Below are 15446 nucleotides of genomic sequence, written 5' to 3' on the forward strand. Positions count from 1 at the left end.
GCGGACCGGCTCCCCGTCGCCCCCAGCACACTCCCGCAGCCGACCCAGGCCTCCCCCGCCGCCCTCCCGCCCCGAGAGGCCCTCCGCCTGCGCATCCGCTGGGTGCAGGAGCTCCAGATACGGCTGGTCAGGGACGTGGCCAGGCGGGCCGGGGCCGACCCCGAGCGCATGGGTCTCCTCCGCTGGCCGGAGCTGGTCACCGCCCTGCGGGGGGATGGGCTCCCCGCCGACCTTCACCTGCGCGGAGCGCCCTCCGCCACACCCCCGCTCCCCGACTCCTTCCGCCTGGCGGACGGCGGCGTCGTCGTCGCCGAGCGGACCCGCGGCCGGGGCGACAGCCTGCGCGGTGTCTCCGCCGGACGCGCGGTCGGCACGGCCTGGGACGGCCTGGGGAAGCGACCGCCGGACGCCGTGCTCGTCGTACGGACCCTGGACCCCGCTCTCGCCCCGCTGCTGCCGGGGCTGACCGGGCTGGTCGCCCAGACCGGCAGCCCGCTGTCCCATCTGGCCGTGCTGGCAAGGGAGTTCCACCTCCCCGCGGTCGTCGGGGCGCCGGACGCGGTACGCCGGTTCCCGGTCGGGGCCCGCCTCACCGTCGACGGGACGGCGGGTGACGTACAGCTGGGGGACGGATCATGAGGAAGATCGCGTATGTCTTCGGAGGGCTCGCCGCCGCCGGGGCGGGGACCTACCTCGTGATCTATCTGTACCGCTGGCAGTGGCAGCGGGCCATGATCTGCGGGGTACTGCTGCTGGTGGTCGAGGTCATGCTGTTCGGTCTGGTGCTGCTGGGACGCCTGGCGCGGATCGAGGAGCGGCTGCGCGACTCCGACCGCAGGCAGCGCGAGCTGGCCGCACGGCAGGACGATGCCCTCGCCCGGCTGCGTTCGGCGCCCGAGCCGGAGCACAGCGGCGGCGGCCGGTTCCGCTGGCTGGACGAGCCGACCGAGCGGACGTACGTCTTCGTGCCGGTGCTCATGGTCGCCGGGGTGGCGCTGTCCGGGATCGCCTGGATCGTCCAGCGGATCGCCTCGGCCACGGCGAAACCCGCCGAGCGGCACCTCGCCGGGCGGCTGGCCGTGCTCACCGCGCCCGATCCGGCCGCGCCCGGCGATCTGGAGGAACTGCCACCGGTCGGCGCCCCGCCCTCCCGGGGCCGTACCGCACGGGCCGTGGCCGCCGGCGTGGTGGGCGCCGCGCTGCTCGCGGCGATGGTCGTGGCGCTCGCCGATCTGACCCAGACCAGGGAGGAGCGGGCGGACGAGAGCGAGGCGACCTCGGTGCTCGTCCAGGTCGATCTGCGGGGCGCCGACCTGACCGAGGCGCGCAGGTCGCTGGCGGCGCAGCAGGTCTGGGAGCGGTGCCGGGACTCCACGTCCGTGCCGCTGCACCACGCGAGCCTGGGCGATCTCGGGGACGGCCTGTACGCGGGAGTGGTGCGGCCGGCCCTCACCGATCACGACCGGATGCGGCTGCGCGGCTGCCTGGAGGACGCGACGCTGGAGCGCGCCAACCTCACCGTCGTGGGCATCGGGGACGCCGAACCGGCCAAGGAGTGAGGCTCTACGACCACTGGTCATGACAAATGAGACATGGCACACAAAACGGACGTAAAACGTAGACGATCACGAACCCGGGGTACGCTGCCTAAGCGCCCATCGTCCCCTAGTCCCCCGGGTCGCCCATGGCTGTCCTCACCGCAACTCTGCCTCGCCCTGCCCTCCGCAAGCGCCCGCTGTCACAGCGCGCCATGCGGGCCCTCGCCGGCGTCATCATCGGTTACCTCATTCTGTGGGCCGTCGGCGCGGGAGGCATTCTCGGCCTCTCGTACTGGGCCAAGGCGGAGACCTCGGCGCCCGCCGGCACCCGCACTGTCCAGGGTGTGCACAACTTCCAGCCGGTCAGCTCGGACGGAAAGCTGTGGCGCGGCGCCGCCCCCTCGCCCGCCGGATACCGCGAGCTGGAGAGCATGGGCTTCGCCACCGTCGTCGACCTGCGCGCCGAGGATCTGAGCGCGAAGCAGCTCGCCGAAGCCGGCGAGGCCGGTCTGGACTACGTACGCCTGCCCATCCGGGACGGCCAGACGCCGACGCCCAAGCAGGTCCAGCAGCTGCTGGCCGTGGTCAAGAACGCGTCAGGGCCGGTGTTCGTGCACTGCGGTGCGGGAGTCGGCCGTACGGGCACGATGGCCGCCGCCTATCTCGTGCAGACCGGCGAGGAGTCGTCCGCCCAGGCGGTCCGGCGCAACCTCGCGGTCGGACCGCCGTCGATCGAGCAGATCTACTACGGGCTGAACCTCAGCCCCAGCAAGGCCGAGCAGCCTCCGCTGCCGGTGGTGGTCGTCAGCCGCGTGGTGGACGCCCCGCGCCGGATCATGTCCTGGTTCTGACACCTGCCCAAGTCGGCTTCCACCAGCGGTCGTTCATCAACTCAGTGTCGTAGTGGGGCAATTGAAAAGGGCACAGGCCTCAGGAGAGCAGGAAGTCCGCCACACCCGCCTTGGCGCCTTCGATGAAGGCCGTCATCTCGTCGGTGGTGTAGATCAGCGCCGGCCCGTCCGGGTCGGTCGACTGGCGGACGGCGATCCGGCCGTCGGCAAGCTTCATCGCCTCCAGGCAGTTGCCGCCGTTGCCGCCGCTCCACGGCTTGTGCCAGCCCTCGCTGCCCAACTCCCGCGCGGGCATGCCGTTGTAGACGGGTATGCGCGGCTTGATGCGATCCATTCACAGCTCCTTGCGGAGATCCCGGAGGATCTCCTTCGTGCGATGTGCCGTAGCGGCCTGCGCCGCCATGCGGTCCATGACCTCCAGGTGGGTCGCCACCTCGGGGCGCGCGTCGAGGTAGACGGCGCCGGTCAGGTACTCGCTGTAGACCATGTCCGGCAGTTCCGACATGGCAAATCGGAACAGCACGAAGGGCCCGTACGTGCCGGGATGCGGTCCGCTCTCGAACGGGGCGACCTGCAACGTCACATTGGGCAGCTTCGTCAGTTCGAGCAGCCGGTCGATCTGGGCACGCATCACCTCCGGGCCGCCGACCCGGCGGCGCAGCACGGTCTCCTCCATGACGACCCAGAAGCGGGGGGCGTCGGGACGCGTGAGCAGTTCCTGGCGCTGCATGCGCAGGGCCACATGGCGCTCGATGTCGTCGGGCTTGGTCTGGCCGATGGCGCCCGATCGCAGCACCCCGCGCGCGTAGTCCTCGGTCTGCATCAGGCCGGGCACGAAGTGGGGCTCGTAGGACCGGATGAGGCTCGCGGCCCCCTCCAGGCTGACGTACATCGAGAACCAGCCCGGCAGGATGTCGTGGAACCGCTGCCACCAGCCGGGCTTGTTGGCGTCCTCGGCGAGCGACACGAAGGCCTCGGCCTCCTCGTCGCCGACCCCGTAGGCCTTCAGCAGCAGTTGGAGGTACGGGATCTTGAGGGCGACCTCGGCCATCTCCATCCGGCGGACGGTGGCGGGGGCGACACGCAGGACGCGGGCGGCCTCCTCACGCTTGAGCCCGGCGCGTTCCCGCAGGTCCAGCAGGCGCCGGCCGAGGACGACCTGGCCGACCGTCGGCGCGGACCGCGGCTCGCTCACGCTCCCACCTCCCAATGAATCCCGACAGCCCTGCGGCGCCATTCGAAGACCTATTCGAAGATCTGGGCAGACCTCCGGCGATCCCAATTGGCGCCGCTCGACATGCTGTTGCGAGCAGTGTGCCACGGCCATCCACCGCGTCACACAGCACTCTGCAATTTTCAGAGTGACACTTGCCAAGTGTTCACGGCGGGGCGATAGTGGCAACCGTGATTCCGTCCGCGCCCTTAGGAACAGACGCTGCCGCAGGCCTGCTCGGCCTCGGTGCCGCCACGGCGGTAGGCCCTCAGCGGGGTCCCGCCGAGCGCCGGTTTCGCTTCGAGCTGGCCGCACATCCGGGCTCCCCGGCACAGGCCAGACGCCTGACGAGGGACCGGCTGACCGGCTGGTCGGTCTGCCAGGACACCTGCGACACGGCGGTCCTGGTGGTCTCCGAACTCGTCACCAACGCCATCGTGCACACCGCGAGCAGGCACATCGTCTGCGAGCTGCACGACGGCGACGAACGGGTGCGAATAGCCGTGCGCGACCAAGGGTGCGCACCGGGCGAGCCCCACCCCGCGGCGCAGCGCGCCGACGAGGAGCACGGGAGGGGATTGCTCCTGGTCGACGCCCTCTGTCACTCCTGGGGCGCCCATGAGCACGGGCCCGGGCTGCTGGTCTGGGCCGAACTGCCGCGCAAGGCGGACACCCCTCGCGAGGACACCAGGCCGCGCAACGACCTGGGCTGGGGAGCCAGGCCCAAGCCCGGCGGCCCGGCCGGCGGATCCGACGGCGACGACGAACACGGGGGGCCTGCGTGAGCGTCACGTCCGGCGGCGGTCAGGTGCTGAGCCTTGACTCACTGGTCCGACTTCGCCGTGGGTTCGCTCCGCGGGCCGAGCCGCCGAAATTGGCGGTGCCGGAAGGTATGACTGCGCCGCTGGGGTTTGATGCAGTGGCCGTACCTGCTCGTCTTGGGCCACTCATTCTGCCTCGACTGCCTCAGGCGGGGTGTGTCTACACCGATGACGCGTACTGGTGGTGGATCGTTCCTGCTGACTCCGACTACGCGCTGGAGTGGCCTTCATCGACCCGGTATGTGACGGGGGCAGTGGTTCCGGATGCGGTGCGGTTGATTCATCGGCCGGACGGGACGGTGCCGTATACGCCGCCGATTCCCTTCTACTTGGTTCTCTGTCGACTTACGGGGACCACGCCTTCCTGGTCTCGGCAGGTCAGCGCGTAGCGCTCCGCGGGTGCGCGGTAAATCAGCTGCGGGCCGGTGGGGGCTGCTCCCAGTACTCCCTGTTTGCGCCCTGGCCGTCGGTCCTCCGCGCCGCCATAGTGTCCCTCCGGCGATCGGGGGAGGCGACGTGGGGAAGAAGGACGCGGCCGAGGTGTCCGAGTCCGAGCAGCTGCTCTTCGGTGGACCGCTGCGGTACGACATGGGCTGGAACCAGCACCGTGACGCGTTTCTGGAGTTGAACTTCCGCTCCATGGTCACCCGCCTGCCCGGGCTGCTGACCTCCAGTTTCCGGCTCGCCTGGCAGGCCGACCGGACGGCAGCGCGGACCGTGCTGGCGGCCGAGGTCGGGCGGGGGCTGACCCAGGCCGTGAGTCTGCTCGCCGTGAACAGCGTGCTGGCGCGGCTGATCGGCGACGGGGCGATCGAGGACCGGCTGCGGCAGGCCGTGCCGGCGCTGGTCACGATGGCCGCCGTGATGCTGGTCGGCGCGCTGCTGCGGGCCGCGTCCACGTACGCCACCGGGCGTCTTGAGCCGAAGGTGGAGCGCGTGGCCACCGAGCTCTACCTGGAGCGGGCCGCCGCCGTGGAGCTGGCCGCGATCGAGGACCACGCCTTCCACAAGCTGCTGGACACCGCCCAGTACGGCGCCTCCTCGGCCCGGCGCATGATCTCCTACAGCGCCCGAGTGGTGAACGCGATGATCTCCCTGATCGCGGCCGCCGGTGTGCTGACCGTGCTGCACCCGGCCCTGCTCCCGCTGCTCGCCACGATGACCCTGCCCAGCGCCTGGAGCGCCCTGACGAACGCCCGGCGCCGCTACGAGTCGTTCCACACCTGGGTGCAGCACGCCCGCGCCGGCCATCTGATCAGCGGACTGCTCACCGAACCGGCCGCCGCCCCGGAGATCCGGGTGCACGGAGTCGGCCCGTTCCTGCTGCGCCACTACCGGGCCATGTCGGAGACCGCGGAGGCGGAACAGGCACGGCTGGCCCGGCTCGCGGCCCGCACCGGCCTGATCGCGGCGGCCTGGACCGGCCTCGCCACGGTGGCGACGTACGCGACGCTCGGCGCCCTGCTGCTGGCCGGGGCGATGGCGCTGTCCGTGGCGGGCACCGCGGTGATCGCCATCCGGACCGGCTCGGCGAGCCTGGACAGCCTGGTGCTGGAGATCAACCAGTTGCACGAGGAGGCCCTGTTCGTGGGCGATCTGCAACGGCTGTACGCCGAGGCGGCCGAACGGGCGATCCCGGTCGGCGGTGAGCCGCTGCCGGAGGACCCGCGGGAGATCCGCTTCGAGAACGTCACCTTCAGCTACCCGGGTGAGTCCACCCACCCGGCCCTGGACGATGTCACGCTCACGCTGCCGCTGGGCCGGATCGTGGCGCTGGTCGGCGAGAACGGCTCCGGCAAGACCACCCTGGTCAAGCTGCTCGCGGGCCTGTACACCCCGGACCGCGGCCGGATCCTGTGGGACGACGTCGACGCGGCCGGGGCCGACCGGCACCAGCTCGCCGAGCGCATCGCGATGGTGGCCCAGGACTTCAAGCGGTGGCCGTTCACCGCGCGGGTCAATGTCGCCGTAGGCCGGTCGGCGGCGCCGTTGACCGAGGAGCGGCTGGCGGACGCGGTGGCCGCGGCCGGGGCCGAGGAGGTGGTGGCCGATCTGCCGCGCGGCCTGGACACCCTGCTGGCCCGGCAGTTCAACGGCGGGCATGAGCTGTCCGGCGGGCAGTGGCAGCGGCTGGGGATCGCGCGGGCCGCCTATCGGCGCGGCCGGATCCTGATCGTGGACGAACCCACGGCCGCCCTGGACGCCCGGGCCGAGCTGGAGGTCTTCGACAAGATCCGCGCCCTGGCCTCGGCCGGGCAGACGGTCGTCCTGATCACCCACCGGCTGGCGTCCGTGCGCCACGCCGATCTGGTGCATGTCCTCGACCAGGGCCGGCTGGTGGAGTCCGGCGCACCCGACGAGCTGCTGGCCGAGGGCGGTCTCTACGCGGAACTGTACGCCCTCCAGGCGGAACAGTTCACGCTACGGGTGCCCGCCCCGAACGCCCGGAACGCCCCGAAGGCGGGCTGAGCTCTTCGAAGACATGCTCATGCGGCCGCGTCGATGGCCACGTCACTGCGCACGATCACCAGGAAGGTGTCGGTCGCCAGGTCCATCACGACCTCGGCGTCCAGGCCTTCCCGACGCCGCGCCTGCGCGAACTCCTCCGCCGGCCACGAGCCTCGCGGACCGCCGGCGGGAAAGCGTTCGAGCACTGTTCGCCCGTTCACCCTGCACCTCCATCTAGCGCTGTACTCGAAGAGTTAAACGCCAACAGCGGGGTGAACGCCTCGCGAAGTGACGGGACTGAGACATAGTTGACACTCGTCCACCGCAGAGTGTGAGGCGGATCGCGGCTTTGTGCCGTTTTCGGTAACTTTCCGCGTCGGTCCTCGTACTCATCGTGATACCGGACGCGTTCCCTCGGTCCCAGGATTCTTTCCGTACGTCACCTCAAGCGCGCGCAGACCCCGGGCGCGCAGGGAGGGGCGCCACCGTACGTCGGTCTCGGCGAGGGCGAGTCGTGGGAACCGTTCGAGGAGCGCGGCGAGGGCGATCTCGGTCTCGGCGCGGGCCAGCGGGGCGCCGAGGCAGTAATGGATGCCGTGTCCCAGGGCGAGATGGCCGGAGGCGTCGCGGCCGAGGTCGAGGCGGTCGGGGTCCGGGAAGCGGGCGGGGTCGCGGTTGGCGGCGGCCAGGGAGAGCAGGACGGTCTCACCGGCGGGGACGGTGACGCCCCCGAGCGTGACGTCCTCGGTGGTGAACCGCCGGATGGCGAGCAGGGCGGGGCCTTCGTGGCGGACGAACTCCTCGACGGCGGCCGGGATCCGGGACGGGTCCTCGCGGAGCACGGCGAGCTGGTCCGGGTGGCGCAGGAGTCCGAGGACCGCGTTGCCGATGAGCTGCACGGTGTTCTCGTAGCCGGCGAAGAGGATGAGGAAGGCGAGCGACATCAACTCGTCCTCGGTGAGTCGGTCGCCCTCGTCGCGCACCGCGATCAGGTCGGAGAGCAGATCGTCGGCGGGCCGCTCGCGCTTGTCCGCGAGGAGCCCGGTGAAGAAGGCGAGCATGGCCGCCACGGCTTCCTTCGCGGCGCCGGGCCGTGCCGGGTCCGGGGCGACGAGGACGTCGGTCCAGGTCCGGAAGTCCCGTCGCTGTCCGTCCGGGACGCCGAGGAGGTCGCAGATGACGGTGATGGGGAGCGGGGCGGCGTAGGAGGCGATGAGGTCGGTGGTGCCGCTCTCGCCGAGGGCGTCGAGGAGCCGGTCGGCGGTCTGTCGTAGGGGCGCGCGGAGTTGCTCGACTCGGCGTGGGGTGAACGCGCGGACGACCAGTCGGCGGATACGGGTGTGGTCCGGTGGGTCCATGTTGAGGAGGTTGGCGTCGAGGGCGGGCGGCAGCGCGAAGCCACGGTAATTCCCGGGCGCCGCATGCCTCTTGTCGAGCGACAGCCGGGGATCGGCGAGCCCCGCGCGGACGTCCTCGTACCGGGTGACGATCCAGGCGGGGTTCCCGTCGGTCCCGGCGATCCGATGCACGGGCGCGCTCTCGCGCAGGCGCCGGTGGACGTCGTGGGGGCGGTCGATGAGGCCGTCGGCGAGGTCGGTCATAGGGGTCAGCCTATGTGCCGTACTCCTGGATGCGTTTGCCGTGGCTCCGGTCGAGGAGGCCGGGCATCCGCTCTGTCAACTCCCCTACCACGGCGGCGACATCGAGGGTCAGCAGCTCGCGGTCGCGCATCAGGACACGGCCGTCGACGATCGTGGTGCGTACGTCGCAGGAGTGGGCGCTGTGGACGAGGGTCGCGGCGAGGTCATGGACGGGTTGGGTGTGCGGGCCGGTCAGGTCGACGAGGATGATGTCCGCCCGTCGGCCGGGGGCGATGCTGCCGATGCGGTCGCCGAGCCCAACAGCCTGCGCGCTTTGGAGCGTTGCGTGGTGCAGGGCTTGACGGGACGTCAGCCAGCGCGGATCACCGGTCGTCGACTTCTGGATGAGCGCGGTGAGCGCCATCGACTCCCAGACGTCGAGGGAGTTGTTGGACGCGGCGCCGTCCGTGGCGAGTCCGACGGGGATTCCGATCTCACGCAGGGCGCGCACCGGAGTGGTGGTGGGCCAGGCGAACTTGAGGTAGCCGCGGGGCGCGGTGGCGACGGAGACACGGCCGCCCGCTTCTGCGAGGAGAGGCAGGTCGGTGTCCAGGATCCCGGTGCCGTGGGCGATCAGGACATCGGTGTCGAGGATCCCGGTGCGCTTCAGGACCCCGATGGGTGTGACGCCGTGCCGGGCGAGGCTCGCCTCGGCCTGGTCGCGGTTCTCGGAGGCGTGGAGGTGGACGGGGAGTCCGTGCTCGCGGGCGAGTTCGGCGGTGGCGGTGAGGTCGGCGTCGGTGACGGTGTAGGGGGCGTGCGGGGCGAGGGCGGTGGTGATACGGCCGCTTCGGTGACGGAGCGCGAACTCCAGTGACCGCTCCCGGCCTTGAGGACCCTGCGAGGAGAAGAAGGCCTCGCCGAGATGAGCCCGCATTCCGCACTCCTCGACGACGGCGCCAACGGCGTCCATGGAGAAGTAGTGGTCGGCGAAGCAGGTGACCCCCGCCCGGATCATCTCGGCGCAGGCGAGCCGCGCCCCCAACTCCACATCCCTTTCCGTGAGGTTGGACTCGATGGGCCAGACGACGTCGTTGAACCACTCCTCGGTGGGCAGATCCTCGGCGACCCCGCGCAACGCGACCATCGGGGCGTGGGTATGGCAGTTGATCAGCCCGGGAAGGGCTACCTGCCCACCCGCGTCGAGCCGCTCCACGGCAGGCAGATCCACCACCTGTGCGGCGCCCGTGACGGACTCGACGGCCCCCTCCCGTACGACGATCGCGGCGTCCTCCTCGAACCGGATCCGCTCTTGATCGTCGTGCAGAAGGACGGTGCATCCGGTGATGATGAGATCGGCGACGGTTGGCGTCATGCGGCCAACGTACGACGGCGTACACGCGTGGTGTGAGCCGAACCGCGCATGTCGTCATCGCTCTGTCGCGGCCCCCGGCGGGCGAGCACTGTGGCCTCACCACAGCCCGCCACAACGGCTTCGGAAAGGGGCCCGGCATGCTCCTCGGCACCTGGAACCTGGAGAACCTCTTCCTGCCCGGCGGCCCGTCGGGCCCCAAGGACAAGGCCGCCTACGAGACGAAGCTGGCCGCTCTGGCCGCCGTGATCGCGGAGCTCGACCCGACGCTGCTCGGCGTGCAGGAGGTCGGCGATCCGGCGGCACTGCGGGACCTGGTCGCCATGCTGGGCGGCGACTGGCACACGGCGCTCTCCGAACACCCCGACGGCCGGGAGATACGGGTCGGGTTCATCAGCAGGGTGCCGTTGCGGGTGCTGGCCGACACGACGGCGTTCCCGCCGAAGGTGCGGCCCGTGCAGGTGGACGACACGGGCGGGGAGACGCGGGAGGCGGGCCGGGGGTTCCTGGCGGTGGAGGCGGGGTCGTTGCGCGTGGCGGTCTGCCACCTGAAGTCGAAGCTGCTGAGCTACCCCGGGGACCGTTTCCAGCCACGGGACGAGGGCGAGCGGGCCCGGTTCGGGGCGTATGCGCTCTACCGGCGGGCGGCGGAGGCAGCGGCGCTGCGCGCACTCGCGGACGAGCTGCTGGAGGGTGCGGGCCGTGAGCGGGAGGTGGCGGTCCTGGGCGATCTGAACGACGAGGTCCAGGCGGCCACGACCCAGATCCTGCTGGGCCCGCCCGGCTCGGAGATCGGCACACCGGGTTTCGAGACCCCGGACAAGGGCGACGGGGCACGCCTGTGGAACACAGCGCCCCTGATCCCGGCCGGGCAGCGCTTCTCCCGTATCAACTCCGGACGACGCGAGCTGATCGACCACGTCCTGCTGAGCCATCGCCTGGTCCACCGCGTGACGGAGGCCGGCACGGGCCTGCCCGGCGCGGACGCCCCGCACCTGCCGTCGATCGGCCCGGACCCGGAGCAGCGCCGCGGGGAGCCGGGGTCGGACCACGCGCCGGTGTGGGTGCGGTTCAACTGACGCGCCGCAGCACGGCCAGTTCGTCCACCGCCCCGGCGAGCTGCTGGGCGTACCGGGGTGTGAGCCGGCCGGAGTCGTCGAGGTGGACGGCGCAGGCGGTCGTGGTGTCCACGAGGCGTTCGAGAGCGCCGGCCACCTCCTCCGTGCCCTCCGAGTGCCGGGCGAGCGGCGGGAGTTCGGCGGCGGCGAGAGCGATGGCGGCACGGGCCTCGGCGAGCGTGCGGTAGGCCTCGCGGCGGAGGGTCCAGCGGGTGGCACGGCTGTCGGCACCGTGACTGTCGGCGCCTTGGCTGTCGGCACCGTGGCTGTCGGCCTCCCGCAACACATGCGTGAGATACGCCTGCGCCGCATGCTCCGCCGCCCCGAGCCGCGCCCGCACTCCCCCACCCCGCTGCCCGGGCATCGGCAGATGTCCTACGACGAGCACGATCGCACAGGCCAGCAGGGTCTCCCCGATCCGGCTGACGGAGGCCTCCGGCTCACCCCCGACCATGACCAGCGCGAGGACGAGCAGCGTGACGACGGCGGTCTGGGCGGCGAAGTGCCGAGTGGCGACGGGAATGAGCGCACCGCACACGGCGACCAGCGCGACGAGCCCCTCGGGCCGGGGCAGCACGGCGGCGAACCCGGCGAAGAGCAGAGCCCCGAGCACAGTCCCGGCGGCCCGGCACAGCACCCGGGACACCAGCGGCCCGAGATCGGGCTTGACGAGGAAGACGGCGGTGGCGGGCAGCCAGTACCAGTGCGTGTGCTGCCCGTACCAGTGGGAGTGGTACAGGCCCTGCGCCACGGCGGAGCTTGCCCCGAAGCAGAGGGCGACCCGAAGCCCGTACTCCCGCCCTCCGGCGCCGAGGACGGTGCGGACAAGGGAGGACAGGGACCGTCGCCGGGTATGCAGATCGTTCCCGCCCTCGGCCCGGTCGAAGGCCTCGGCGGCACGCAGCAGGGCATCGTCGAGGGCACGCAGGGCGGGCACGCTCCGGGAGGGCGCGGGCAGTGGCCCGGTAGGCGTGTTGGCGCGTACGGCGGAGGCGAGCCGCCGTGGCCCTTCGGCGGCTCGCGCCGGGACCGCCGCCCCGGCCCAGGCCAGCGCGGTGGCGGCCTCGGCGAGCGGAAGTGCGGCGGCGTACTGCGCATGCAGCCGCCGCTCGGCGGAGGAGGAGGCGTACCGCCGCAGCCGGGGTCCGGCGAGGGCGTCCTGAGCGTGATCGAGGGCGGCGGTGAGCGAGGCTCGCCGGGCGTGGGCGTGGGCGGTCCCGGCGCCGTCGAGCAGTTCGGCGATGGCGTCATAGACGGACGCGACGGCGTCCCGCTCCCCGTCGAACCGGAAGTCACCGACGAAGGACCCGGGACTCGGCAGCGCGAGCCGCAGCACCAGCAGCCACCCGGCCCCGGCAAGATAGGCAACCGCCCGCTCCCACCCCGTCTCCGGCAAGGGCATCCCGGCGCCGATCGCAGAAGCGACGAGCAACTGAGTACCGGCACCGGAGGCAACGGGCCCGACGGCGCTGACACTGCCGGCGAGCAACCCGACGAGGGTGAGCAGAAGCGTGAGCCCTACGGCCCCCAGGCGCTCCCCGCCATAGGTCCCGACGGCCAACCCGACAGCCCCCGCGACCGCAGGCACCCCCATCCGCCTGACGGCCGCCCGCCGACTGCCGGGCCGGTCATTGATCCCGGCGAGCATGGCAGCGATGGCGGCAACGACCCCGACGGAAGCCTGCCCGGCGAGCACGGCGACCAGCAGCAACGGCCCCGCCGCCAGCCCACCCCGCACCACCGCACTCCACGGAACGGGCCCCCGCTGAGCACGAAAAGCATGACCGAGCCAGGGCGGCAGAACAAACACGCGGCGCGACACAGGGCTCCTGTCAGAACGAGGGCGGGGCATGCCTTCGGGCGACGGTGGCCGGGCTTTCTGGTGTGAGTCCGACGGTAGATCACGCACTTGGAGATTCAGGAACGGGCGTATTACCCGCGTGTGACAATGCTTGCCGGGGCCACGTTCTTTATGAACGCAATGCCGTCGCGCCCTCCATCGCCCTCTCGAACAGCCGCCCCGCTTCGACAGCCGCCCGTCTCAAGGACTCGCGCCCCTCCCCCAGAGCCCCGATGACATCGTCGACACCTCGCAGCCCCGCACGCTCCAGCAGCCGCTTCTCGTTCGTCACCCACTCCCCGCGCGCCGCCAGCACCGCGTGTCCGGTCTGCGCGGCAGCGGTGGCGATGGCACCCGCGAGCTCGGTACGACGGCCTGCCTCGGCATGGTTGGCCTCGGCGTAGGCGAGCGTGGCACGCGCAGTCCCGTACCACCGGTCACTCGCCGTATGTCGCAGCTTCTCCGGATAGACCGTCGGTCGCGGCAGCTGTCCCCGCAGTACCCGGTTGATCGCCAGCTCGGCCACCACCAAGTAGCTCGGGATCCCAGCCAGATGGAAGAGCAGCGGCTCCACCCGGAAGCGGCCCTGCTCCGCCTCCGCGAGCTCGTGTTCCACGACGTCCAGGTCGCGGTAGTGGACGTCCACGCGGTGGCCCTCGATCGTCAGCCAGGCGCCGCCGTTGAAGACGCCGCCGCCCCAGGCGCCGAGTTCCGACACCTCGCCCTCCCAGCCCACCGCGCGCAGGTCGGCCGGATCGAAGGCGCCTCGGTAGTAGATCGCCAAGTCCCAGTCGCTGTCGGGGCGGTGGGTGTGCTGGGCCCGGGAGCCGCCGAGGGCCACCGCCTGCACGGTGGGGAGGGCGGCCAGACGGTCCACCGTCGTATCGAGGAAGTCGGACATGGTGGCTCAGGGCCTCCCAGAGGTCGCGGTGGCGATGGCGGGTGGGTGGGTCACAGGGTTGCGGGGTGGGCCACCGCGTGTCGAATGGTTATCCGTCGGAACAGGAAATCGGGACGGAAAATCGGATGCGCCACCGGCCCCCGAGCCCGAAGATCGGTGGGTTGTCCGCACTCCGTCGCACCGTCCGGGAGCCGCCGTGATCCAGCGCGTCATCAGCCCCGCACTCTTCCCTCCCCCGACCTACTCCCACGCCTCCGTCGTCGAGGCCGGGACGAAGGTCGCCTTCCTCGCCGGGTCCGTTCCGCTCGACGCCGAGGGGAAGATCGTCGGTGAGGGGGATCCCGTACGACAGGCCGAGCAGGTGATCGCCAATCTTCGGGAGCAACTGGCCGCCATCGGCAGCGACTTGGCGCATGTGCTGTCGACCGAGGTGTACGTCGTGAGCAGTGAGACCTCCGTGCTCTCCTCCGTGTGGGAGGTCGTCGAGGCGTCGGGGCTGAGTATCGGGCCGCACTCGTCCACGCTCATCGGGGTGGCATGCCTCGGCTACACCGGGCAGTTGGTGGAGATCACGGCCACCGCGGCCGTACCGGAGGAAGCCCCGTGATCACCCTGCGCAGGGCCACCGCCGCCGACGCCTCCGCCGTCGCCGACGTCTGGCTGCGCTCCTTCGACGCCGCTCTGCCGAGCGTCGTACGGCCGCGCTCCGATGACGAAGTACGCGACTACTTCCGGGAGTTCGTCGTCCCGCGGCAGGACACCTGGGTGGCCGATGCCGACGGCACGCTCGTCGGGGTCATGGTCCTGCACGGCGAACTCCTCTCCCAGCTCTACCTCGAACCCGACTGGCGCGGCCGCGGCCTCGGCGACCGGTTCGTCCAGCTCGCCAAGGAGCGCAGCCCTCAGGGGCTGAACCTGTGGACCTTCCAGATCAACAAGCCCGCCCACCGCTTCTACGAACGCCATGGCTTCGTCGCCGTCGAGCGCACCGACGGCAGCGACAACGAGGAGCGCGAGCCGGACGTACGGTACGTCTGGCGGCCCTAGTCACACGGCCGCCCCCACGCCCTCCGCTTCGGCAGCGGCCGCGCGTACGCCCCCGCCCTGCTCGTCGTCAGCCCCAGCGCGACCAGCGACTCCGCCAGCCGTACCGCCGCCCCGACCCCGTCCACCACCGGCAGCCCCAGCTTCTCCCCCACCGCCCGCTGCAGCCCCGTCATCCCGGCGCACCCCAGCACCAGCACCTCGGCCCCGGCCCCGCGCACCCGCTCGGCCGCCGTCAGGAAGGCGGCCTCGGTGCGCTCGGCGTCCTCCAGTTCCAGGACCCCGAGGCCCGTCCCCACCACGCCCACGCAGTTCCGCCCGACCCCGGCCAGCTCCAGACTGTCCTGGATCTGGCCGCACGACCGTTCCAGCGTGGTGACCACCCCGTACCGCCGCCCCAGCAGACACGCCAGATGCGCCGCCGCCTCCGTGATGTCCACGACGGGGACGTCCACCAACTCCCGTACGCCTTCGCGCCCGTGCTCGCCGAACCCGGCCATGACCACGGCGTCATAGCGAGTTTCGTACGTCCGCAGCGCGTCCAGCACCGCCGCCGCCGACAGATAGCTGTCCAGCCAGCCCTCCGCGGACTCCGGTCCCCAGGACGGGGTGAGGCCGGTCACGGTGGTGCCCGGGCCTGCGGCGGCCCGGGCACCTCGTACGATCTCCTCGGTCATCTCCTGCGTGGTGTTGCAGTTGGTGACGACGATCCGCACCCGC

At 71.6% G+C, this 15446-nt stretch carries 17 protein-coding genes; 9 read left to right on the forward strand and 8 right to left on the reverse strand.

From position 1 onward, the window contains the following. The 3 genes from H4N64_RS30450 to H4N64_RS30460 all read left to right on the forward strand — a co-directional run. Positions 1-639, forward strand: a 639-nt coding sequence (locus H4N64_RS30450) for a PEP-utilizing enzyme (RefSeq protein ID WP_260860069.1), incomplete at its 5' end; no start/stop codon positions are given. Then, complete coding sequence (locus H4N64_RS30455) at positions 636-1559, forward strand: hypothetical protein (RefSeq protein ID WP_186285654.1); 924 nt, start codon at positions 636-638, stop codon at positions 1557-1559. The genes H4N64_RS30450 and H4N64_RS30455, both read left to right, overlap by 4 nt. A gap of 125 nt (positions 1560-1684) precedes the next feature. Then, complete coding sequence (locus tag H4N64_RS30460) at positions 1685-2389, forward strand: fused DSP-PTPase phosphatase/NAD kinase-like protein (protein ID WP_186285655.1); 705 nt, start codon at positions 1685-1687, stop codon at positions 2387-2389. A 79-nt stretch (positions 2390-2468) separates the two neighbouring features. Here H4N64_RS30460 and H4N64_RS30465 read toward each other — a convergent pair whose 3' ends face one another. Both H4N64_RS30465 and H4N64_RS30470 read right to left on the reverse strand, forming a co-directional pair. Then, entirely contained in the window at positions 2469-2723 is a 255-nt protein-coding gene (locus H4N64_RS30465; protein WP_015661207.1) for a DUF397 domain-containing protein, read from the reverse strand. Then, positions 2724-3584, reverse strand: a complete 861-nt coding sequence (locus H4N64_RS30470; protein WP_186285656.1) for a Scr1 family TA system antitoxin-like transcriptional regulator — start codon at positions 3582-3584, stop codon at positions 2724-2726. A gap of 200 nt (positions 3585-3784) precedes the next feature. Between H4N64_RS30470 and H4N64_RS30475 the strand changes: the two genes are divergently transcribed. The 3 genes from H4N64_RS30475 (at position 3785) to H4N64_RS30480 (ending at position 6892) form a co-directional block, all read left to right on the forward strand. Further along, the gene (locus H4N64_RS30475) at positions 3785-4387 is read left to right on the forward strand and encodes an ATP-binding protein (RefSeq protein ID WP_186285657.1); all 603 of its coding nucleotides are present in this window, start codon (positions 3785-3787) and stop codon (positions 4385-4387) included. Next, a complete protein-coding gene (locus tag H4N64_RS45670; protein WP_336246834.1) occupies positions 4384-4812 on the forward strand; it encodes a hypothetical protein in 429 nt (142 codons plus the stop codon). The genes H4N64_RS30475 and H4N64_RS45670 overlap by 4 nt, the downstream gene beginning before the upstream one ends. Positions 4813-5011: 199 nt before the next feature. After that, the gene (locus H4N64_RS30480) at positions 5012-6892 is read left to right on the forward strand and encodes an ABC transporter ATP-binding protein (RefSeq protein ID WP_260860074.1); all 1881 of its coding nucleotides are present in this window, start codon (positions 5012-5014) and stop codon (positions 6890-6892) included. A 17-nt stretch (positions 6893-6909) separates the two neighbouring features. Here H4N64_RS30480 and H4N64_RS30485 read toward each other — a convergent pair whose 3' ends face one another. The 3 genes from H4N64_RS30485 to H4N64_RS30495 all read right to left on the reverse strand — a co-directional run bounded on the left by H4N64_RS30485 (position 6910) and on the right by H4N64_RS30495 (position 9826). Continuing rightward, positions 6910-7092, reverse strand: a complete 183-nt coding sequence (locus H4N64_RS30485; protein ID WP_186285659.1) for a hypothetical protein — start codon at positions 7090-7092, stop codon at positions 6910-6912. A 168-nt stretch (positions 7093-7260) separates the two neighbouring features. Beyond that, positions 7261-8472, reverse strand: a complete 1212-nt coding sequence (locus H4N64_RS30490; protein WP_186285660.1) for a cytochrome P450 family protein — start codon at positions 8470-8472, stop codon at positions 7261-7263. A gap of 10 nt (positions 8473-8482) precedes the next feature. Then, positions 8483-9826: an amidohydrolase gene (locus H4N64_RS30495; protein WP_186285661.1), complete on the reverse strand. Its 1344-nt coding sequence runs from the start codon at positions 9824-9826 to the stop codon at positions 8483-8485. Positions 9827-9963: 137 nt separating this feature from the next. On the opposite strand from H4N64_RS30495, the gene H4N64_RS30500 reads away from it, so the two are divergent. Then, positions 9964-10902: an endonuclease/exonuclease/phosphatase family protein gene (locus H4N64_RS30500; RefSeq protein WP_186285721.1), complete on the forward strand. Its 939-nt coding sequence runs from the start codon at positions 9964-9966 to the stop codon at positions 10900-10902. On the opposite strand, the gene H4N64_RS30505 is transcribed toward H4N64_RS30500, so the two are convergent. Both H4N64_RS30505 and H4N64_RS30510 read right to left on the reverse strand, forming a co-directional pair. Further along, on the reverse strand, positions 10895-12793 hold the full coding sequence (locus H4N64_RS30505; protein ID WP_186285662.1) for an FUSC family protein: 1899 nt from the start codon (positions 12791-12793) through the stop codon (positions 10895-10897). The two genes, H4N64_RS30500 and H4N64_RS30505, sit on opposite strands and share 8 nt — an antisense overlap. 118 nt (positions 12794-12911) lie before the next feature. Continuing rightward, on the reverse strand, positions 12912-13682 hold the full coding sequence (locus H4N64_RS30510) for a nucleotidyltransferase domain-containing protein (RefSeq protein WP_186285663.1): 771 nt from the start codon (positions 13680-13682) through the stop codon (positions 12912-12914). A gap of 196 nt (positions 13683-13878) precedes the next feature. Here H4N64_RS30510 and H4N64_RS30515 point away from each other — a divergent pair, with 196 nt between their 5' ends. Then, positions 13879-14289, forward strand: a complete 411-nt coding sequence (locus tag H4N64_RS30515) for a Rid family hydrolase (protein WP_186285664.1) — start codon at positions 13879-13881, stop codon at positions 14287-14289. Next, the gene (locus H4N64_RS30520; RefSeq protein WP_336246835.1) at positions 14286-14729 is read left to right on the forward strand and encodes a GNAT family N-acetyltransferase; all 444 of its coding nucleotides are present in this window, start codon (positions 14286-14288) and stop codon (positions 14727-14729) included. Before H4N64_RS30515 ends, H4N64_RS30520 begins: the two co-directional genes overlap by 4 nt. On the opposite strand, the gene H4N64_RS30525 is transcribed toward H4N64_RS30520, so the two are convergent. Then, positions 14726-15442, reverse strand: a complete 717-nt coding sequence (locus tag H4N64_RS30525; protein ID WP_186285722.1) for an aspartate/glutamate racemase family protein — start codon at positions 15440-15442, stop codon at positions 14726-14728. The genes H4N64_RS30520 and H4N64_RS30525 overlap by 4 nt on opposite strands. Positions 15443-15446: the final 4 nt, after the last annotated feature.

Source organism: Streptomyces cupreus (genome assembly GCF_014257025.1).
GTDB lineage: Bacteria > Actinomycetota > Actinomycetes > Streptomycetales > Streptomycetaceae > Streptomyces > Streptomyces cupreus.